A 19,849-nucleotide genomic window follows, 5' to 3' on the forward strand; every position below is an offset into this window, starting at 1 on the left:
CTCGATCAGCAGGGACATCGCCCTCTGTACGGGGAGGTCCGTGCTCCCTCAGAGGACCGGTGCGTGCACAACCAAGGCCGGAAGGCGCGATCGGTCGAGAATTCGCGGTTCTCGGGGCTTCCGGCCTGAGTTGTGCACGCCCGCACGCGGACACCCTCAGCGCAGGACGCCCGACACCGCCTCCGCCAGCCGGATCGCCGCCCGCTCGAGCTCACGGGAGCGCGCGGTGACGTCGTCGGTCATCCCGACCAGGCAGGCCGCCGCCACGACGGCGCCGCTCGCGTCGCGGATCGGGGCCGAGATCGAGACCATGCCGGCGTCGTCGTAGGCCTGCATCGAGAGGACGCCGTCGCGGCGGACGGTCTGCATCCGGCGGAGGAACCGGGCCAGGTCCCGCGGGGTGTGCCGGGCCGGGAACAGCTGCGTCAGCTCGTCCGGCTCGAGGTCCATCAGCATCGTGGGGCCGCCGTCCGAGCCGACGATCGGGTGGGCGCGGCCGAGCCAGGGGATCATCGCGAGGCCGTCGCCGGCCAGCTCGAGTTCTTCCACGAGCGTGAGGCTGCGCATCCCCGCGAGCACGGTGACGAACGCGCAGGCGCGCAGACTCCGCGCCGCCTCCGCGACCAGCGGCCCGCCGCGCGAGACGATCAGCGGAGCGGCCGCCGCCCGAAACCAGCCGTGCACGACCCAGGCGACGCGGAACTCCCCGTCGGCGCCGCGCTCGACCACGCCCGCCGCGACGCAGGCCTCGAGCAGCCGGCCGGTGCGGTCGCGGCGGAGGCCCGTCGCCCGCGCGGCGCCGGCGGCGGTGTCCGGCCCGTCGGCCAGGTGCTGCAGGAGCGGCGGCACGGCGTGGAGGGCGGAACCCCCGGCGGGAGGGGCGGCTGAGATCGTCGGTTCGTCGCTGTCCGCCGTGTCGTGCCCCGCGCCCGCCTCCCGCGAGCCGCTCAGCCCCGCCTCGATGCTCCGCCGCGCGACGGCGAGCGCCCGCCGGATCCGCGGCCCGTTCTCGCGCAGCCGCACCGCCGGCAGCCGCACCGCCAGCACCGCCGCGCACTCGCCGCCGGGCGTCAGCAGCGGCGTCGCGATCTCGACCCGCAGCCCCTCGATCGTCTCCTCGACTGTCTCGTCGCCCGGCCCCAGCGGATCCGCCGCCCGCGCGATCGCGCTCCCCGCGTCGTCGATCCGCTCGCCGACCGCGGCGGGGGAGTGCAGGGTCCACGACGAGAGCACGCTGCCGATCACCCGCATCGCCCCGGGCGCTCCGGCCGCCAGCACGACGGTCTCGCCGGTCTGCTGCGCGGCGAGCGTCAGCGCGAAGCGGAGCGACCGAGCGACCGGCGCCGCGGCCCGCCCCGAGAGCCGCACGGCGACCGCGCCCAGGCGGTAGCTGCCGTAGTCCGCGCCGCGCTCGATCAGCCCCGTCCGCTCCAGCTCCGCGCACAGCCGCGACACCGAGCTGAGCGGCGCGCCGAGCTCGGCGGCGATCACGCCGACCCCGAGCGGCGCCGTCGGATCCGGCCGCTCGCCGAGCAGCCGCACGACCCGCAGGCCCGTCGTCACGCGTCCGCTCACGAGCCGCCCCTCTGCAGAACCGTCAATCTCGAGGCGCTCGAATCGCCGCCAGCACGCACTGTAACAGCGCCGGAACCCGCCGTTCCTACAGTGATCGCACTCGCCCGGCGGCGGTCACGACGGCCCGCCGAGCGCGACGGCGGCGCGCCGTCACCCGCTCCACGAACGCTTCCCACAGCCCTAGGAGTCCCATGAACCCGACCGTCCCCCGCCCCGCGACCCGCACAGCGCCCCGCGCCGCGCCGCACCCCGCCCGCCGGGCCGCCGTCGTCACCGCGGTGCTCGCCTCCGCCGCCCTGCTCGCCGGCTGCTCGGCCGACGCCGCCGCCACGACCGACGCGGAGCCGAGCGCCCTCTTCGAGCAGAGCATCGCCGACCTGGTGCCCGAGGACATCGCCGCGGCCGGCGAGATCCGCATCGCGAGCGGCCCCGGCTATCCGCCCCTGCTCGACCTGGCCGACGACGGCACCACGCTCTCGGGCTCGCAGCCCGAGGAGATGCGCCTGATCGGCGAGGTGCTCGGCCTCGACGTCGTCTTCGAGGACATCAAGTTCGACGCGCTCTTCCCCTCGCTGGCCTCGAACAAGATCGACGCCGCGGCAGCCGCGCTGGGCGTCACCGCCGAGCGGCTCGAGACCGTCGACTTCGTCAGCGACTTCCTCGGCGGCACCACGCTGCTGGTCGAGGGCGGCAACCCGCTCGACCTCACGATCGACACGCTCTGCGGCCAGTCCGTCGGCGTGCTCAAGGGCTCGACCGAGAACGACATCACGCTGCCGAAGTGGGACGCCGTCTGCACCGAGGCGGGCGAGCCGGCGATCGAGATCTCGACCTTCCCGACCGCGGCCGACGCCGTGCTCGCCCTGAGCTCCGGCCGCGTCGACGCGACGGTCAGCGCCGTCCCGCCGGCCGTCTTCCAGGCCGAGCAGTCCGACGGCGCGCTCGAGGCGCTCGACGTCAACTTCGAGCCGAGCCCCTGGGGCATCGCCTTCCCGGACGGCTCCGAGCTGGCCCCCGCCTTCCAGGCCGCCCTCGAGCACCTGATGACGACGGGCGACTACGAGGAGAACCTCCAGCGCTTCGGCGTCGAGGTCGGCGCGGTCGAGCAGGCCGAGCTCTACACCGACCCGGCCCAGATCAGCGGATGACCGCCGTGGAGCAGCGCGCGACGACCACCGCGCCGCCCGAGACCGTGGTCCCCGTCCGGCACTGGGGCCGGCGGGCGGCGACCGTCGTGATCCTCGTGCTGGCGGCGCTGCTCACCCACTCGGTCGCGACCAACCCGAACTTCGAGTGGGGCAGCGTCTTCGGCTACTTCCTCGACGGGCGGATCCTCCGCGGACTCGGCACCACGCTCCTGCTCACCGCGATCGCGATGGTCGTCGGCATCGTCATCGGCGTCCTGATGGCTGTCGGCCGGCAGTCGCAGACGCTCGTGGTCGCCACGGCGGCGGGCGCGTTCGTCGCCTTCTTCCGCGGCACGCCGCTCCTGGTGCAGCTGATCTTCTGGTTCAACCTCGCCGCCCTCTACCCCGAGCTGAGCCTGGGCATCCCGTTCGGCCCCACCTTCGCCAGCGCCGACACCAACGTGCTGATCAGCCCGTTCCTCGCCGCGATCCTCGGCCTCGGGCTCAACGAGGGCGCCTACATGTCCGAGATCGTCCGCGCGGGCCTGCTCTCGGTCGACCCCGGCCAGGTCGACGCCGCCGAGGCGCTCGGGCTGCGCAAGGCCCAGGTCTTCCGCCGGATCGTCCTGCCGCAGGCGATGCGGGTGATCATCCCGCCGACCGGCAACCAGACGATCTCGATGCTGAAGACGACGTCTCTGGTGAGCGTGATCGCGATCCCGGACATCCTCTTCGCCGCCCAGACCATCTACTCCCGCAACTTCGAGGTGATCCCGCTGCTCATCACCGTCAGCCTCTGGTACCTGCTCGTCACCACGGTCCTCAGCGCGGGTCAGCGGATGATCGAGCGGCGCTTCTCCCGTGGCGACCGGATCGTCCAGGGCCCGACCCCGCTCGGGGCGCTGCTCGCGAGCGCGAGGCCGCGGCCCGCCGCCCGAGGGGAGGGAGCGCTGTGACCGCGCCCATGGTCCAGGCGACCGGCGTGCACAAGCAGTACGGCGGCAACCTCGTCATCCGCGGCATCGACCTGACCGTCGCGCCGGGCGAGGTGACCTGCCTGCTCGGCCCGTCCGGCTCGGGCAAGAGCACCTTCCTCCGCTGCATCAACCACCTCGAGAAGATCGACGCGGGCACGATCAGCGTCGCCGGCGAGCTGGTCGGCTACCGCCGCCACAACGGCCGTCTGCACGAGCTGCGCGACGCCGAGATCGCGACGCGGCGCAGCGAGATCGGCATGGTCTTCCAGCAGTTCAACCTCTTCCCGCACCTCACCGTGCTGGAGAACCTGATCGAGGCGCCCGTCCTGGTCCGCCGCGAGAAGGTGCCGGACGCCACGGCCCGCGCCCGCGTGCTGCTCGACCGGGTCGGCCTCGGCGCCAAGGCGGACGCCTACCCGCGCTCGCTCTCCGGCGGTCAGCAGCAGCGGGTCGCCATCGCCCGGGCCCTCGCGATGCGACCCCGCCTGATGCTCTTCGACGAGCCGACCTCCGCACTCGACCCCGAGCTGGTCGGCGAGGTGCTCGACGTGATGCGCGACCTCGCCGCCGAGGGCATGACGATGATCGTCGTCACCCACGAGATCGGCTTCGCCCGCGAGGTCGCCGACACGGTGACCTTCATGGACGGCGGCGTCGTCGTCGAGTCGGGGCCGCCCGAGCGGATCCTCGCCGACCCGCAGCACGAGCGCACCCGCGCGTTCCTGTCCAAGGTCCTCTGACCCTGTCACCCGAGCCGTCGATCCCGGCGGCCCTCACCGATCCACGGAAGCGAAGCATCAGCATGGAGAAGTTCGACGTCGCCGTCGTCGGAATGGGCGCTCTCGGCAGCGCCGCCGCCTACCACCTGGCCCGCCGCGGCGCCCGGGTCGTCGCGTTCGAGCAGTTCGAGCTCGGCCACGTGCGCGGCGCCTCGCACGACACCTCGCGCATCCTGCGCACCTCCTACGGTGCCCCCGAGTACGTCCGGCTCGCGCAGTCGGCGTACCTCGACTGGGCCGACCTCGAGGCGGAGTCGGGCGAGTCGCTCGTCACGATCACGGGCGGGCTGGTGTTCTTCCCGGCCGGCAGCCCCTACTCCGCCGAGGCGTTCCGGTCGAGTCTCACCGAGAGCGGAGTCCCGTTCGAGCTGCTCACGCCGGCCGAGGTCACCGCGCGCTGGCCGCAGTTCTCGCTGCCCGAGGGCACGCAGACGGTGTACACCGCCGACTCCGGCATCGTGCACGCCGCCCGCACGGTCGCCGTGCTGCAGCTTCGCGCTCGGCAGCACGGGGCCGTGATCCGCGACCGCACGCCGGTCGAGGCGCTGCTCCCCGGCGAGGACGGCGTGGTCGTGCGCACCGCGGGCGGCGACGTGCTCGCAGGCAAGGTGATCCTCGCCGCGGACGCCTGGACGAACGAGCTGCTCGCGCCGCTCGGCGCCGCGATCCCGCTCGTCACGATGCAGGAGCAGGTCAGCTACTTCGCGCCGCCCGAGCCGAGCGCCTTCGACCGCGAGCGCTTCCCGGTCTGGATCTGGGAGGACGAGCACTGCTTCTACGGCTTCCCGACCTACGGCGAGCCGACGATCAAGGCCGCGCGCGACGTCTCCGACAACCTGATGGCGCCGCGCGAGCGCACCTTCGTCCCCTCGGCTGAGCTGCTGGAGGAGCTGACCGGCTTCGTCGGCGCCGTGGTGCCCACCGCCGGCGAGGTGCTGCGGACCGTCACCTGCCAGTACGCGCTGACGCCGGACCGCCGCTTCGTCCTCGGCCCGCTCGACGAGCACCCCGACATCCTGGTCGGGCTCGGCGCCGGGCACGCCTTCAAGTTCACGCCGACCATCGGCCGCGTGCTCGCCGAGCTCGCCCTCGACGGTGCGACCAGCGAGGACGTGTCGGCCTTCGGAGTGACGCCGCCGGTCGCGGCGCCGCTCCTGGGCTGAGCGCCGCGCGTCCGGCAGGCTGATGAGGACCGACTTCGGAGGAGGACCCCGTGCAGATCCAGAGACTCGGTGAGGATGCGCGCCGCCGCCCGCTCTACGGCGGCTCGGGCGTGCTCGATCTGGAGTACTACTTCCGGGCGACCACCGCGCTGCCCAGCTCGGTGATGCGCTTCCATCTCGAGCCGGGCACCTCCGAGGGTGAGCACGTGCACCTCGCGGGCGACCCCGGCAGCTGCTCGCCGGACAGCTCCGACGAGCTCTACGTCGTCGTCCTCGGCGAGGTCGTGATGACCGTCGACGGCGAGAGCGCCGTCCTCCGCGCGGGCGACGCCCTCTACGCCCCGGCCGGCAGTCACCACGGAGTCGCCAACGAGTCCGCCGCCCCCGCCGAGCTGATCCTCGTCTTCGGCCCGCCGACCCCCTCGACGAGCTGACGCGCTCACGTCCCATGCTGGTCGAGCAGCCGCAGTGGCGTCCCCGTGCTGGTCGAGCAGCCGCGCAGCGGCGTCCTCATGCTGGTCGAGTAGCCGCGCAGCGGCGTCCTCATGCTGGTCGAGTAGCCGCGCAGCGGCGTATCGAGACCGCCGTCGCCAGCACCTCGGGCCTGCTGACCCGCCTTCTGACCACGGTGGATCTCGATACGCCCGCTCCGCGGCCTACTCGATCAGCATGAACCGCCCGCCGTCAGATCATGCTGGTCGAGTAGCCGCGCAGCGGCGTATCGAGACCCCGCCCGCCCGGACGTCTCCGCCTCATGCTGGTCGAGGAGCCGCGCAGCGGCGTATCGAGACCCTCCCCTGCCTGCTCCGTCAACCACCCCCATCCGTGCCCCCGCACCCCGCGCCCCGCCGCGGCCTGCCATCCTGACCTCGCACGCCCCGACCCCGTGCATGGAGGCGCGGATGTCCGACGACGGGATGGCCGAGTCCGGCTACCGGCAGACCCTCACCCGCGGCATCGGCCGCTTCGGCAGCTTCGCCGCGGGAGTCAGCTACATCTCGATCCTGACCGGCACGTTCCAGCTCTTCTCCTTCGGCTACGCGAACGGCGGCCCCGCCTACTGGTGGTCCTGGCCGATGGTCTTCGCCGGCCAGCTCGCCGTGGCACTCTGCTTCGCCGAGCTCGCCGCGCGCTACCCCGTCGCCGGCTCCGTCTACAACTGGAGCAAGCGCCTGGCCGGCCCGACGGTGAGCTGGCTCGCCGGCTGGATAATGGCGCTCGCCTCCGTCGTGTCGCTCGCCGCCGTCGTGCTCGCCTACCAGAGCACGCTCCCGCAGATCTGGCGGGGCTTCCAGCTCGTCGGCGACGGCACCGGCACGAGCGCCGGCGTCAGCGCGGTGCTCTGGGGCGCGATCCTGGTGGCGTTCACGACCGGCGTGAACGCGATCGGTGTGCGGCTGATGGCCCGCATCAACAGCGTAGGCGTGCTGATCGAGCTGGTCGCCGCGGTGCTGCTCGTCGTCGTCCTCGCCGCCAATGCGGTCAACCCGCCGAGCGTCGTCCTCGAGACGGCCGGCCGCGGCGAGGGCGTCCCCGGCGGCTACCTCGGCGCGTTCCTCATCGCCGCGATCGCCTCCGCCTACGTGATGTACGGCTTCGACACCGCCGGCTCGCTCGGCGAGGAGACCGTCGACCCCCGGCGCACCGCCCCCGCCGCGATCCTCCGCGCGATCACCGCCTCGTTCGTTCTCGGCGGCCTGATCATCCTCTTCGGCCTCCTCGCCGCCCCCGATCTCGCCGACCCGGCGCTCGGCTCCCCGTCCGGCGGCCTGCAGCTGGTGGTCCTGCAGGTGCTCGGCGGCCCGCTCGGCTCGGTGTTCCTCGGCTGCATCGTCGTCGCGATCACCGTCTGCGCGCTCGCCGTGCACACCGCGGGCATCCGCCTGGTCTTCGCGATGGCGCGCGACAACGCCCTGCCCGGCAGCACCCTGCTCGCCCGCGTCGACCCGCGCCGCCGCACCCCGGTCGCCCCGGCCGTCCTGATCGGCGTGCTCGCCGTGCTGATCCTCGTCGTCAACATCGGCACCCCCGAGATCTTCACCGCCGTGACGAGCGTCGCCGTCATCCTGATCTACCTCGCCTACCTGCTGGTCACCGTCCCCCTGCTGTTGCGCCGCCTGCGCCGACGCTGGCCCACCGCCGACGCGCCCGCCGGCTACTTCTCGCTCGGCCGCCTCGGCCTGCCGGTGAACATCGTCGCCGTGCTCTGGGGAGCCGCGATGGCCGTGAACCTCGCCTGGCCCCGCACCGAGGTCTACGGCGACGGCCCCCTCCGCTGGATCGCCCTCATCGTCGTCGGCGCGGTCGTCACCGTCGGCCTGGTGTGGTTCCGCCTGCGCGGCCGCCACCACCTCGGCGTCCTGCCGGAGCACGCGCAGCCGCTCCCGGAGCCGCTCGACCGCTGACCCGCCGACGTCCGCGCTCCTGCCCGTCCCTCCGTGTCGCCCGATCCGTCACCAACGGCTGCCTGCCCGCCGCCGAGCGAGCCGTTCGCGCCGGATCACCGCCCCCTGTGCTTGCGGGACCCCCGCACCCACCGAGTCGCCCGAGAAGGCTCGTTCTGCGGCCCGAGAACGAGCCTTCTCGGGCGACTCGGCGCTCGGGTTCGCCGCGCGTCGAGTGCGGCCGCCGGAGCCTCGCAGCTCAGCCCCCATCTCGCCTACTGAGTCGCCCGAGAAGGCTCGTTCTGCAGCCCCGGAACGAGCCTTCTCGGGCGACTCGCCGCCGAGGGCTTCTCGCTCACCGCATCGGGGCCGTCGATCGTGTGCGCGGGCTCCCGTGCGGCGGTGCGCCAGGATGGACGGCGGGCGATCGCCCGCCGAGGGGAGGGAGCGCCGTGCCGGACCGCCAGGCTCTCTCGACCGGCGCGCTGCTGGCGCACGCGGTGCTCATCCAGGCCGTCGCCTTCCTGCTGCGGCCGGCCGCCGTCTACCAGGCGATCCAGCTCGACGTGCCGGCCTGGGCGCTCGGCGCGCTCGGCGCCTCGTTCGCGGTGGTGCCGCTGCTGATCGCGCTGCCCGTCGGCGGCCTCGTCGACCGGGTCGGCGCCCGCTTCGTGATGGCCTGCGGCTCGCTGCTGACGATCGCCGCCGCCGGGCTGCTGCTCCTCGCGGGCGGCGGCCTCGTCGGCCTGCTCTGCGGCACCGCGCTGCTCGGCGCCGGTCACCTCGGCTGCGTCGTCGGCCAGCAGGCGGTGGTCGCCGGGGGAGCGGCCGGCACCCGCCTCGACAGCCGCTTCGGCTACTACACCTTCGCCGCCTCCCTCGGCCAGGCGATCGGCCCCGCCTTCATCCCCGTCTTCGCCGGCAGCGCCGTCCGCCCCGACCCCGCGCCGCTGTTCCTCGTCGGAGGCGCGCTCGCCGTCCTCCTCCTCGCCGTCACCACCGCGATCGCCCGCCCCGCGCCCCGCCCCGCCGCCGCAGCAGCGCCGTCCGAGGGCTCGACGCTCGGTCTGCTGCGGATCCCCGGCCTCGCCCGCGCCCTGCTCACCAGCGCGACCGTCGTCGCCGCCGTCGACCTGACCGTCGTCTACCTGCCCGCCCTCGGCGCGGAACGCGGACTCCCCGCGGGCGTGGTCGGCGCCCTGCTGACCGTCCGCGCCCTCGCCTCGATGGCCTCCCGCCTCCTGCTCGGCGCCACGACCTCCCGCTTCGGCCGCACCCGCGTGATGGTCGCCGGCGTCGTCGTCTCCGCCGTCTGCCTGGTCCTCACCGCCCTGCCCGCTCCGACCGCGCTGCTCTTCGTCGCCGTCGCCCTGCTGGGCCTCGGCCTCGGCATCGGCCAGCCGATCACCATGTCCTGGCTGATCGAGCGCACCCCCGCCGACCGCCACGGTCGCGCCCTCTCCCTCCGCCTGGCCGGCAACCGCATGGGCCTGATCGCCCTGCCCACCCTCCTCGGCACCATCGCCGCCGCGGCCGGCGCCGGCGGCGTCCTCATCGGCACTGGCGTCGCCGTCGGCTCCACCCTCGTCCTCCTCCGCGGCGTCCGCCTCGACTGAAGAACCTCCACTGAGCGCCGGCGTCTCGCTTCGCATGCCGATTGCCACACCCGCAAGAGTCGGTGCGGAGACGAATGTCAGCGGTACTCAACCTCTCGAAGGACTGCTCTGATCGAGTCATCCACGCGTATCACTACCTGCCGCAGTCTCTCGAGTTCATCCTGCGCATCATAAGCGACCGAGACGCGCCGAACGATGGAACTCATTATTCCGACAAGGGCATCCAGATAGCTTTCGGTGAGATCGAGTGACAGGGCAAGGTATGTGTAGGCGGAGCCATCCGCATTCTGCGGACCGACGTGAGTGAGTGATCCCATAGTCAGAAGGGAGCCGTGGGCGGCTCCTGAGAGGTGGCGATAAAGCTCGGTCCCGCCTTTTAGTTCGGACTTGGAGCAGGCGAGTTCGAAGGATTGTGTGTAATTCGGCACTTTTTCGCGCTTTCCAGAGACCTCCGATCGAGTCAGTGCTGCTTGAGCGGACTGCAGGGGATCCGCGACGGGCGTCGAGACCCCGTCAGGTCCGAAGGTGCTGATTTCTCGCTTTCCAGCACTCGTCGTGTCCGACAGCTTGAGGGCCGCCGTACGATGACTGAGTTGTTCAGCGGAAGTGGACTCGAGTAGCCACCAGGCTTTACCACTGACCTCTCCGAACGATCGAGCTAGCGATGCCAATGAGGGGGCATAGGGCTCCGCAAGTCGAAGGAGTCGAGCGAAGGCGTGGTAATGGTCGGTGCTGACGAGGGCGAGGCGATGGATGGTTGCGAGCGGCATTTGACCGCCGACGGTTTGCCATCGATAGGCTTCGCTCGACTCGGCTTTCTCGCGCTCCGCTAGCCGAATCAAGCTGCGCGAGGCGTGTAAGCCAAGGTCGATCAGTGCTGACGATAAAGCCAAGCGGGCTCTGAACGGTACCGCGGCTCTTCTGTCCATGGCATTCTCTCCTCCTTGTAGGTGCGGCTGTGCGGGGGTTTTCGGCTCGCGTTTGTGCGAAACGCTGGCGCAACGCCATCGAGTTGTCCGCATTACACAGGCGGGCGAGCGAAGTGAGCGGCGTGATCCCAGAAGACCGCAACCTCGTCTCTCAGTAACTCGCCGCTCACTCCAGGCGCACCTCCGCGGCGGACTTGTCGGCGCGCCAGCCGCGCCAGACGGGCTGGCGGAGGGTGCCGCCGGCGGTGCGCTCGCGGTAGCGGACCTCGCCGACGAGGACGGGCTCGACCCAGTGCACGCCGCGGGACTCGGCGGGCGGGACGGAGACCGCGGGCTCGTCGGTGGCGTGCTCGGCGAGGCGGTCGACGAGTCCGCGGCGCTCTCGGTCGCTGAAGCCGCTGCCCACCCGGCCGGAGTAGACCAGGCCGTCGTCGCCGGGGAGCGCCGTCAGCAGCGAGCCGACCGAGCCGACGAGGCCGCCCTCGCCCTCGCGCCAGCCGACGATCACCACCTCCTGCACGCGGTGATGGGTGAGCTTCACCCAGTCGCCGGAGCGGACGCCCGGCCGGTACGCCGCGTCTCGGCGCTTGGCGACCACGCCCTCCAGGCCGAGCGCGAGGCTCGTCGACATCGCCTCCTCCAGGTCGCCGTCGAACACCGACGGCACGTGCACGCGCTCGTTCTCGGTCGCCAGCTGCTCCAGGGCCGCGCGGCGCTCGTCGTAGGGGCGGCCGACGGCCTCCGTTCCGTCGATCGCCAGCAGGTCGAAGAGCATCAGGTGCGCCGGAGTCGCGCGTGCCGCCGCCTCGATCTCGCGCGGCCTGGTCAGCCCGCCGCGGGTCTGCAGCCGGCCGAAGTCGGGCCGGCCGCGGTCGTCGAGCGCGACGATCTCGCCGTCCAGCACGCAGTCGACCGCCGCCGCCTCGGCGATCGGACCGAGCAGGTCGGGGAACGCGGCCGTCAGGTCGTTGCCGTTCCGGCTGGTCAGGGTCACCGCTCCGCCCGCCACCCGCACCAGGGCGCGATAGCCGTCCCACTTCATCTCGATCGCGGAATCCCCGGGGATGTCCGCCGCACGGCCGGCGGTCGCGAGCATCGGCCGGAAGGCGGCGGCCTCCGCGGTCGGCGCGGCAGCGGAGGACCCCGACGCCCCGGAATCGGTGGCGGCCGCAGCGGACGACCCCGACGCGCCGGACCCCGACGCCCCGCCGGACCCACCGCCCTTCCGCACCCCGACCCCGCGCCCGTGCGTCTTCCCTCCGTGTGACTGTCCGCCGTGCGCCGCGGCCCCCAGCGCCATCAGGTGCAGCAGCCAGTTCTTCTCGTCCCCCTTCCCGCCCTTCGCCCCCGTGTGCAGCAGCGCGTACCGGCGCGGCTCGCCGCCGAGCCCGCCGTCCGGCCGGCCCGTCAGCACCGCGATCACCTCCTCGCCCTCGCGCCACTTCTCCAGCGCGTAGGTGCCCTCGTCCCAGATCCGCACCTCGCCGCCGCCGTACTCGCCCGCGGGGATCGTGCCCTCGAAGGTCGCGTACTCGAGCGGGTGGTCCTCCGTCTGGACCGCCAGCCGGTTCGGGTCGCCGTCCAGCGGCGGCCCCTTCGGCACGGCCCAGCTGACCAGGACACCGTCGTGCTCGAGCCGGAAGTCGTAGTGCAGCCGCCGCGCGTGGTGCTCCTGCACGACGAACGTGTCGCCCGACGTCGCGATCCCCGCCCCCGGCGAGGGCACCGGCTCCGGCGTCTTCGAGGCGTCGCGCATGCTCCGGTAGGCGGCCAGCCGGTCGGCGGAGGCGTCGGTCGCCGCGAATCCCGCCATCCGCTCCGGCGACGGCTCGAGCCCCGCACCGCGCGCGGCCAGCACCGGGCGCAGGAGGTCGCCGTCGCTCCGCAGCCGCTCGACCACCTCGTCCGGGGCGAGGTGCCGCAGGTCCTCCGCCCCGATCTCCTCCCAGGTGCGCGGCGCGGCGACCCACGGCAGCAGCCGGCCCCGCAGCGAGTACGGCGCGATCGTCGTCTTCGCCGCGCTGTTCTGGCTCCAGTCCACGAGCACCTTGCCCTCGCGCAGGGTCTTCTTCATGTCGGAGACGACCAGATCCCGGTGGTCGGACTCCAGCACCTTCGCCAGCTCGTGCGCGACCGAGGAGATCTGATCGCTCGAGGCGGAGGCGTCCAGTGGGCAGTAGAGGTGGATGCCCTTGCTGCCGCTGGTCACCGGGAACGGCTCGAGTCCCATCCCCTCCAGCAGGTCCCGCGCCAGGAACGCCACCTCGGCGCACTCCGCCAGCCCCGCCCCCTCGCCCGGATCGAGATCGAGCACGAGCCGGTCCGGCGGGCGCCGCTCGCCGTCCGAGCCGACCCGCCATTGCGGCACGTGCAGCTCGAGCGCGGCCTGCTGGGCCAGCCAGGTCAGCCCGGCGACGTCGTCGACGAGCGGGTATTCGACGTCCCGCGAGGAGTGCGCGAGCTTCGTCCGGCTGAGCCAGTAGGGCGCGGAGGAGGGCAGGTTCTTCTCGAAGAAGACCTCGCCGGGCTCCTCCGCCGTGCCGACCCCGTCGACCCAGCGCTTGCGCGTCACCGGCCGGCGCGCGAGGTGCGGCAGCATCGCGGAGGCGACGGACGCGTAGTAGGAGAGGACGTCGGCCTTGGTGAACCCCGCCTCCGGATAGACCACCTTGTCGAGGTTGGTCAGCCGCAGGCGCCGCCCACCCACCGACACGAGCTGCTGCGAGGAGGGGGTCATGCCTCCATGGTGGTGCCGCTCGCACACCGGCGGGGAGGGAGTTGCGCCGACGGGGGACAGTCGCGGTGAGGGCGCGGCTGTGGAGGAGTGTCTCGCGGCCCGCGCACGGCTGCACTGGATAGCCTGACGATCACCCCCCCCACTTCCTCGACAAGGAGCCCCCGTGCCCGAGACGATCACCGACATCCCGCTCACCACGATCGACGGATCCTCGTCGACGCTCGCCGACTACGCGCCGGTGAAGCTCATCGTCAACGTCGCCTCCCGCTGCGGCCTCGCCCCGCAGTACGAGAAGCTCGAGGCGCTGCAGAAGCAGTACGGCGACCGCGGCTTCACGGTGCTCGGCTTCCCGAGCAACCAGTTCCTGCAGGAGCTCAGCGACTCCGACAAGATCAAGGAGTACTGCTCCACCACCTGGGGCGTCACCTTCCCGATGTTCGAGAAGGTCAAGGTCAACGGCCGCTCGGCGCACCCGCTCTACGCGGAGCTGACCAAGACCGAGGACGAGGCGGGCAAGGCCGGCAAGGTGAAGTGGAACTTCGAGAAGTTCCTGATCACCGCGGACGGCACCGTGCACCGCTTCCGCCCGACGGTCGAGCCCGACGACCCGCGGATCGTCCAGCTGATCGAGGCGTCGCTCCCCGCCTGATCGCGGCGGCTGCGCGGATCCGATCGAACGGCGGCGCGGGATCGACCCCGCGCCGCGGCGGTCCTAGCGGGCGCGCAGTCCCTCGGCGATCCGCGCCTCCGCGGGCTCGACGCCCTCGGGGCAGACGATGTCGGACACCTCGAACGGCGTCGCGCGGGTGAAGGGGATCATCTCGATCCCGTCGACGTGGCGCAGAAGGACGAGCGCGCTGTCGCCGTCGCGGAGGGTGCGGCGGACCTGCCGCAGGAAGACGCCGGCCATCTCGAGCTCGACCGTGAAGATCCGGCCGCTCACATCGATCCGGCAGCCGAGCACCGGCTGCGAGTCGGTCGAGGCGGAGTCGGGAGCGTGGCGGACGGCGATCGGCTCGTCCTTGCGCAGGGAGCCTCCCGTCCCGGTCAGGGTGGGTGCTGCGACTGCTCGCGCGGTATCGGTCATCGTCGTCTCCGTCCGTGGTCGCGACCGACGGAGAACCGCCCGGTCACTGTCCTCAGACGCTACGTCGTGACCCTGTGATGGGGGGTGGGGTTGACGGATCCGGTCCCGGGGGAGAAGGCGGCGGGCTCAGGAGCCCTGGCGCGTCTCCTCGGGCTCCGGGAGGACGGACAGCTCGCCGTGCATGCTCGCGACGCTCAGCATCTGCTCGATCCACGCGCGGTTGAGCTTGGGCTGGTGCGTCTCGGCGAAGCGGAAGTGCAGCGGCACCGACGGGTGCAGCCAGACCGAGCTGCGGCCGTGGCCGGTGGAGGCGTCCTCGGTCCAGGAGAGGGAGAAGGCCTCGTTGCGCCGCAGCTTCGACAGCACGGCGACCTTGAGGTGGGCGAGGACCCGCTCCTCGAACTCGATCTCGAGATTCTGCGGTCCATAGGTCAGCGTGGCCACGGGCGCCCTTCGTCAGTGCGAGCCGCCCACGGCGGACGGCTCCTCGGGGACGGTAACCGGTGGAACCCCTCCACGCGGAATCGGCGGGGAGACACGCCGATGCCCCATTGACAGCCCGGGCCGCGCCCCCTACCCGGGGGTCGCTGTGCAGACGGGGGTAGACCTCGATACGCCCGCTGCGCGGGCTACTCGATCAGCATGGGGTTCCCGCATTGACGAGGTGAAGTTCTCCGGGGCGGGCAATGATGTGACGCCCCCTCCATGCTGGTCGAGTAGCCCCGCAGGGGCGTATCGAGACCCGCCGTCCTCAGCAGGGCGGGTCTGCAGACTCGTCCTCTCGACGCGGGTGGATCTCGATACGTCCGCTCCGCGGGCTACTCGATCAGCATGGAGCGTCCCCCCTGACGAGGTGACCTTCTCGCGTCCCGGACGCACTCCGCTCGGACGTTCGGCTCGCGCTTCCGCTCTGGGCTCGCGATCTCGGCGCATTTCAGCGTGCCGGAGGTGTTTCCGCGTGCCGGAGCTCGCGCGTCACGACGTTCGGCTCGTGCTTCCACCCCGGGCTCGTGGTTCCGGCGCATTCCAGCGTGCCGGAGCCGATTCCGCGTGCCGGAGGTCCAGCGCGCCTGGACCCGCGCCCGGCCGCCGTCCGGCGCGACCGGGTAGCATCGCAGGGCCTGTTCCGGCGGACGAAAGCGACGAGGCCATGAAAACGCGAGTCATCTTCTACCTCATCGGCGGCGTCCTGCTCCTCGGCGCCGGCATCAGCTCGCTCGGCGACGGGGTCTCCGTGCCGGACATCATCACCGTCCTCTGCGGCGTGCTGATCCTCGCCCTCGCCGGCTGGCAGTACCGCCGCTCGCACGGCCCCGACGAGCGCACGCCCGGCGACGACGTCGAGCGCCCCCACCGCTAGCCCGCGCTCAGCCGGCCCGCGGGCCGGACCCGCTCCCGCTCAGCCGCCGGCCCCGGTCAGCAGTCCGCCCGCGCGTGAGCCCGGCCGCGTGTCGCCGAGCAGCCCAGCCCGGAGCGCGCCCTACCCGCGCGCCAGCAGCAGCCGGTACGGCGCCGCCCGCTCCACGCGCCAGCCCTCGGGCGCCAGCACGCGCAGCTCCGGCGCCGTATAGCTCCGCCGCACCGACAGCGACCCGTCGTAATGCAGGAACGACCCCGCCGCGATCGGCCGGGTCGCCGCCGCGTACGCGGTGTACGCCAGCCGCGAGCGCTCGATGTCGTTGTGCAGCGCGCGCGGAGCGAGCCGCTCACTGTCCTCGAGCAGCGCGCGGAGCGCCTCGGCCGGCAGGTGGTGCAGCAGGTGGTTCGACGTCACGATGTCGTACTGCGCGCCCTCGGCGACCAGCTCGGCGCTGCTCGCCCGCCGGAACTCGAGCCCGGCCGGCGCCGGCGTCGACGTCGCGAAGGCGAACGCCCGCTCGTCCGGATCGATCGCGGTGATCGCGAGCCGCAGCCCGTCCGCATGCGCCCAGTCGGCGAGCGAGCGCGCGATGTCGCCGCCGCCCGAGCCGATGTCGAGCAGCCGCAGGGGCTCCTCGCTCCGGAACAGCGGTCGCAGCCGGGTCCGGTAGAGCCGCCGCCAGCCGGAGACGAGCCGGTTCACCGTGCCGAACCGCGCGTAGGTCGCGTCGAGCAGCGCGCGGTCGCAGGCCGGGTCGTCCATCAGCTCCTGCGCGTCGGTCTCCCGGTGCCGGAGGTCGGGGACGAGCGGCGCGTGGGCGCTCACGCCCCGCCGCGCTTGGTCAGCAGCGCCATCTCGACGGTCAGCCCCGGCCCGAACGCCATCGCGCCGATCCGCTCGCCGGCGGCCGCCTCGCCGTGCAGCAGGCGGCGCAGGATGAACAGCACGGTCGCGCTCGACATGTTCCCGACCGTCCGCAGCACCTCGCGCGAGGGCCGCATCTGCTCGTCCGAGAGGCCGATTGCCGACTGCACGCGGTCGAGGATGCTCCGGCCGCCGGGGTGCACGGCCCAGCGCTGCACGTCCGCGGCGCCGACCCCGCCGAGGCCGAGCATCGGCTCGAGCGCGGCGGTGATGTTCGTGCCGATGATGGACGGCACGTAGGTGCTCAGCCGCATGGTGAAGCCGTGGTCGCCGATCGTCCAGGCCATCTCGTCCTCGCCCTCGGGGGTGAGGGTCGTGTCGAGCTCGTCGATGTCAAGCACCGCGGTGCCCGGCTCGGGCGCGCGGGCGGTGACGACCGCGGCGGCGGCCCCGTCGGCGAAGACGGAGGTGGCGACGATCTGCTCCGCATCGCTGGAGCTGGTCAGGTGGATGCTGCAGAGCTCCGCCGCGACGACCAGCACGACGGCCGACGGGTCCGCCTCGCAGAACGCGCGGGCGGCGCGGAGCCCGGGGAAGGCGCCGTAGCAGCCCATGAAGCCGAGGTGGAAGCGCTGCGTCGAGACCCGCAGTCCGAGCGCGCGGACCAGCTGGTAGTCGGGCCCGGGTGCGTAGAAGCCGGTGCAGGAGACGGTGACCACGTGCGTGACCTCGTCCGGCGCGAAGCCGGCGGCGTCGAGCGCGCGCCGGGCCGCCTGCGCGAAGAGCTCCGGAGCACGGGCCGTGTAGACGGCGTTGCGCGCGGCCGTGCCCGGGTCGAGCAGCCGGCCGGAGCGGGCGTCGTAGAAGGTGCTCTCGCCCTCGCGCTCCTCGCCGTCCAGCTCGTCGACGACCGTGTACCGGGTGTCGATCCCCGAGGCGTTGAAGGCCGCGCCGATCAGCCGCGAGCCGAGGCGGGTGACGGCGGGCTGCGCGGCGAAGAGGTCGCGGAGCGCCGGCTGGTGCAGGACCGTGGGCGGGACGGCCGTCTCGATGCTGCGGATGTGGACGCTCACCCGCGGGAACCTATCGCACGTTCCTGCGGGTGAGCGGCGCTCCGGAGGCTCCGCGTGGCGGTGCTCAGAGGATCGGCTTCCCGCCGGTGACGGCGATCGTCGAGCCGCTCATGTAGCTGGCGTCGTCCGAGGCCAGCAGCACGTAGGCGTGGGCGACCTCGGCGGGCTGGCCGGGGCGGCCGAGCGGGACCTGCTCGCCGAACGAGGCGACGGCCTCCGGCGGCATGGTCGCCGGGATCAGCGGGGTCCAGATCGGGCCCGGGGCGACCGCGTTCGCGCGGATACCCTTCTCGCCGAGGGCCTGCGCGAGCGAGGCGGTCATGCTGAGCATCGCGGCCTTCGTCGCCGCGTAGGGCAGCAGCTGGTACGACGGCTGATCCGACTGCACCGAGCTCGTCGCGATGATCGAGGCGCCGCTGTTCAGGTGGGGCAGCGCGGCCTTGACCAGGTGGAAGTAGGCGCTGATGTTCGTCGCGATCGTGCGGTCCCACTCCTCGTCGGGGATGTCGGTGACCTCCTCGCGGCTCATCTGGAACGCCGCGTTGCTGACGAGCACCTCGAGGTGGCCGAGCTTCTCGACGGTCTCGGCGACGACGGAGCGGCAGTGCGCCGGGTCCTGCAGATCGCCGGGCAGGAGCAGAGCCTCGCGGCCCGCCTCGCGCACCCACTTCGCGGTGTCCTCGGCGTCCTCGTGCTCGTTCAGGTACGAGATCGCGACGTCGGCGCCCTCGCGGGCGAACGCGATCGCGACGGCCTTGCCGATGCCGCTGTCGGCGCCGGTGACCAGGGCGACCTTGCCGCGCAGGCGGTCGGAGCCGCGGTAGCTGGTCTCGCCGTGGTCGGCCTTCGGCGTCAGCTGGCCTTCGGTACCGGGCGGGGTCTGCTCAGGGGATTCCGGAGTCATGATGCTCCCTCTCGTCGTGGGTCGGTCTCCCCATGCAAGCCGCTCCCGCCGCGCGGCGGAACGGGGTTGACGCCCGTTCGGCCGCGCCGAGCGTGGTCGTGCGCGAACATGCTGGTCGAGTAGCCCCGCAGCGCCCCCATGCTGGTCGAGTAGCCCCGCAGCGCCCCCATGCTGGTCGAGTAGCCCCGCAGCGCCCCCATGCTGGTCGAGTAGCCCCGAAGGGGCGTATCGAGACCGACCGTCATCAGAAGTCGGATTCTGCAGACCCCACCTGCTGACCACGGTGGATCTCGATACGCCCGCTTCGCGGGCTACTCGATCAGTAGGAGGCGACGACCCCGCCGGCACCCGCCCCGCCCGTCGATCCGCGCCGTCAAGCCCGAGACACCGGGAGCCGCCGGGGAGTTGACTGAGCCGACGCTCCGCACCGGGGCGCACGAGGAGGCCGACATGAGCACGCCCACCGATCGGGGCCCCGGCTCCGACAGCAGCGACCCGACCCGCAGCGACCGGGACGCGACCGCCCGCTTCGACACGACGAGCACCGCCTCGACCACCCCCGGCACGGGAGCGACCGCCACGGGCGCCACCGCGACCACCGCCCCCGACGACCAGCCCGCCGCGCACCGCGCCCCCGTCGACCCCGACTCCGCGGAGGCCGCGAAGGCCCGCACCGCCGCCCGCAAGGACATCCACCAGCGCGAGAAGGACCGCTTCGGCGGCCTCAAGATCGGCTGCGCCTTCTTCGGCTGGCTCGCCGCGACCGGCCTCGCGGTCATCCTCACCGCCCTGGTCACCGCGATCGGCGCGGCCGTCGTCGGCACGCAGGACGTCACGGCCGACCTGGCCGCGGACCCCGCCGCCTTCGGCTGGGTCGGCGCGATCGCGCTGCTCGTGATCCTCCTCGTGGCCTACTACTCCGGCGGTTACGTCGCCGGCCGGATGGCCCGTTTCAGCGGCGCCAAGCAGGGCGTCGCGGTCTGGGCCTGGGCCGTCGTCGTGGCGATCGTCGTCGGCATCGTCTCCGCGCTCACCGGAGGCAGCCAGATCCTCTCCGCCGTCAGCGGCTTCCCGCAGATCCCGCTCGACGCGGGCGACGCCACCGTCACCGCGATCGTGACCGTCCTCGCCGCCCTGGTCGTCTCCCTGGTCGGCGCCGTCCTCGGTGGCCTCGCCGGCATGCGCTTCCACCGCCGCGTCGACCGCGAAGGCCTCTCGGGCCTGGCCGTCTGACCCTCCCTCCCTGCGAGATGCCACTTATGAGCCCCCGCGGC

Annotated in this window: 18 protein-coding genes; 10 read left to right on the plus strand and 8 right to left on the minus strand. The window is 72.8% G+C overall.

Annotated features, from left to right (window positions below; all coding sequences use genetic code 11):
• Positions 1–156 precede the first annotated feature (156 nt).
• Complete coding sequence (locus EDF22_RS18350; protein ID WP_123706278.1) at positions 157–1,575, minus strand: helix-turn-helix domain-containing protein; 1,419 nt, start codon at positions 1,573–1,575, stop codon at positions 157–159.
• A 191-nt stretch (positions 1,576–1,766) separates the two neighbouring features.
• Here EDF22_RS18350 and EDF22_RS18355 point away from each other — a divergent pair, with 191 nt between their 5' ends.
• The 7 genes from EDF22_RS18355 (at position 1,767) to EDF22_RS18385 (ending at position 9,621) form a co-directional block, all read left to right on the plus strand.
• Positions 1,767–2,723: an ABC transporter substrate-binding protein gene (locus EDF22_RS18355; protein ID WP_123706279.1), complete on the plus strand. Its 957-nt coding sequence runs from the start codon at positions 1,767–1,769 to the stop codon at positions 2,721–2,723.
• A complete protein-coding gene (locus tag EDF22_RS18360; protein WP_123706280.1) occupies positions 2,720–3,658 on the plus strand; it encodes an amino acid ABC transporter permease in 939 nt (312 codons plus the stop codon). The genes EDF22_RS18355 and EDF22_RS18360 overlap by 4 nt, the downstream gene beginning before the upstream one ends.
• Positions 3,655–4,419, plus strand: coding sequence for an amino acid ABC transporter ATP-binding protein (locus EDF22_RS18365; RefSeq protein WP_308197440.1), 765 nt, complete (start codon positions 3,655–3,657; stop codon positions 4,417–4,419). The genes EDF22_RS18360 and EDF22_RS18365 overlap by 4 nt, the downstream gene beginning before the upstream one ends.
• Before the next feature lie 62 nt (positions 4,420–4,481).
• The gene (solA, locus tag EDF22_RS18370) at positions 4,482–5,621 is read left to right on the plus strand and encodes an N-methyl-L-tryptophan oxidase (protein WP_123706282.1); all 1,140 of its coding nucleotides are present in this window, start codon (positions 4,482–4,484) and stop codon (positions 5,619–5,621) included.
• Between the two features lie 50 nt (positions 5,622–5,671).
• Positions 5,672–6,055 carry a cupin domain-containing protein gene (locus tag EDF22_RS18375; RefSeq protein WP_123706283.1) on the plus strand — a complete coding sequence of 128 codons (384 nt, stop codon included), beginning with the start codon at positions 5,672–5,674 and terminating at the stop codon, positions 6,053–6,055.
• A 468-nt stretch (positions 6,056–6,523) separates the two neighbouring features.
• Positions 6,524–8,026: an APC family permease gene (locus tag EDF22_RS18380; protein WP_260303551.1), complete on the plus strand. Its 1,503-nt coding sequence runs from the start codon at positions 6,524–6,526 to the stop codon at positions 8,024–8,026.
• Positions 8,027–8,457: 431 nt separating this feature from the next.
• Complete coding sequence (locus EDF22_RS18385) at positions 8,458–9,621, plus strand: MFS transporter (protein WP_123706285.1); 1,164 nt, start codon at positions 8,458–8,460, stop codon at positions 9,619–9,621.
• A gap of 77 nt (positions 9,622–9,698) precedes the next feature.
• On the opposite strand, the gene EDF22_RS20570 is transcribed toward EDF22_RS18385, so the two are convergent.
• Both EDF22_RS20570 and EDF22_RS18390 read right to left on the minus strand, forming a co-directional pair.
• On the minus strand, positions 9,699–10,550 hold the full coding sequence (locus tag EDF22_RS20570; protein ID WP_148059240.1) for a hypothetical protein: 852 nt from the start codon (positions 10,548–10,550) through the stop codon (positions 9,699–9,701).
• Positions 10,551–10,716: 166 nt separating this feature from the next.
• Entirely contained in the window at positions 10,717–13,287 is a 2,571-nt protein-coding gene (locus EDF22_RS18390; RefSeq protein WP_123706286.1) for an ATP-dependent DNA ligase, read from the minus strand.
• Positions 13,288–13,450: 163 nt separating this feature from the next.
• On the opposite strand from EDF22_RS18390, the gene EDF22_RS18395 reads away from it, so the two are divergent.
• Complete coding sequence (locus tag EDF22_RS18395; RefSeq protein WP_123448041.1) at positions 13,451–13,936, plus strand: glutathione peroxidase; 486 nt, start codon at positions 13,451–13,453, stop codon at positions 13,934–13,936.
• 63 nt (positions 13,937–13,999) lie between these two features.
• Here EDF22_RS18395 and EDF22_RS18400 read toward each other — a convergent pair whose 3' ends face one another.
• The gene (locus EDF22_RS18400) at positions 14,000–14,374 is read right to left on the minus strand and encodes a hypothetical protein (protein WP_123448042.1); all 375 of its coding nucleotides are present in this window, start codon (positions 14,372–14,374) and stop codon (positions 14,000–14,002) included.
• A gap of 126 nt (positions 14,375–14,500) precedes the next feature.
• Positions 14,501–14,818, minus strand: a complete 318-nt coding sequence (locus EDF22_RS18405; RefSeq protein ID WP_123448043.1) for a hypothetical protein — start codon at positions 14,816–14,818, stop codon at positions 14,501–14,503.
• A 706-nt stretch (positions 14,819–15,524) separates the two neighbouring features.
• On the opposite strand from EDF22_RS18405, the gene EDF22_RS18410 reads away from it, so the two are divergent.
• Positions 15,525–15,734, plus strand: a complete 210-nt coding sequence (locus EDF22_RS18410) for a hypothetical protein (RefSeq protein WP_123706287.1) — start codon at positions 15,525–15,527, stop codon at positions 15,732–15,734.
• A 120-nt stretch (positions 15,735–15,854) separates the two neighbouring features.
• On the opposite strand, the gene EDF22_RS18415 is transcribed toward EDF22_RS18410, so the two are convergent.
• The 3 genes from EDF22_RS18415 to EDF22_RS18425 all read right to left on the minus strand — a co-directional run bounded on the left by EDF22_RS18415 (position 15,855) and on the right by EDF22_RS18425 (position 18,575).
• Entirely contained in the window at positions 15,855–16,559 is a 705-nt protein-coding gene (locus EDF22_RS18415; protein WP_260303552.1) for a methyltransferase domain-containing protein, read from the minus strand.
• Positions 16,556–17,671, minus strand: a complete 1,116-nt coding sequence (locus EDF22_RS18420; RefSeq protein WP_123706288.1) for a type III polyketide synthase — start codon at positions 17,669–17,671, stop codon at positions 16,556–16,558. Before EDF22_RS18420 ends, EDF22_RS18415 begins: the two co-directional genes overlap by 4 nt.
• Positions 17,672–17,735: 64 nt before the next feature.
• On the minus strand, positions 17,736–18,575 hold the full coding sequence (locus EDF22_RS18425) for an SDR family oxidoreductase (protein ID WP_123706289.1): 840 nt from the start codon (positions 18,573–18,575) through the stop codon (positions 17,736–17,738).
• A gap of 450 nt (positions 18,576–19,025) precedes the next feature.
• On the opposite strand from EDF22_RS18425, the gene EDF22_RS18430 reads away from it, so the two are divergent.
• Complete coding sequence (locus EDF22_RS18430) at positions 19,026–19,808, plus strand: hypothetical protein (RefSeq protein ID WP_123706290.1); 783 nt, start codon at positions 19,026–19,028, stop codon at positions 19,806–19,808.
• The last annotated feature ends 41 nt before the right edge of the window (positions 19,809–19,849 follow it).

Source organism: Rathayibacter sp. PhB127, from assembly GCF_003751665.1.
Classification (GTDB): domain Bacteria; phylum Actinomycetota; class Actinomycetes; order Actinomycetales; family Microbacteriaceae; genus Rathayibacter; species Rathayibacter festucae.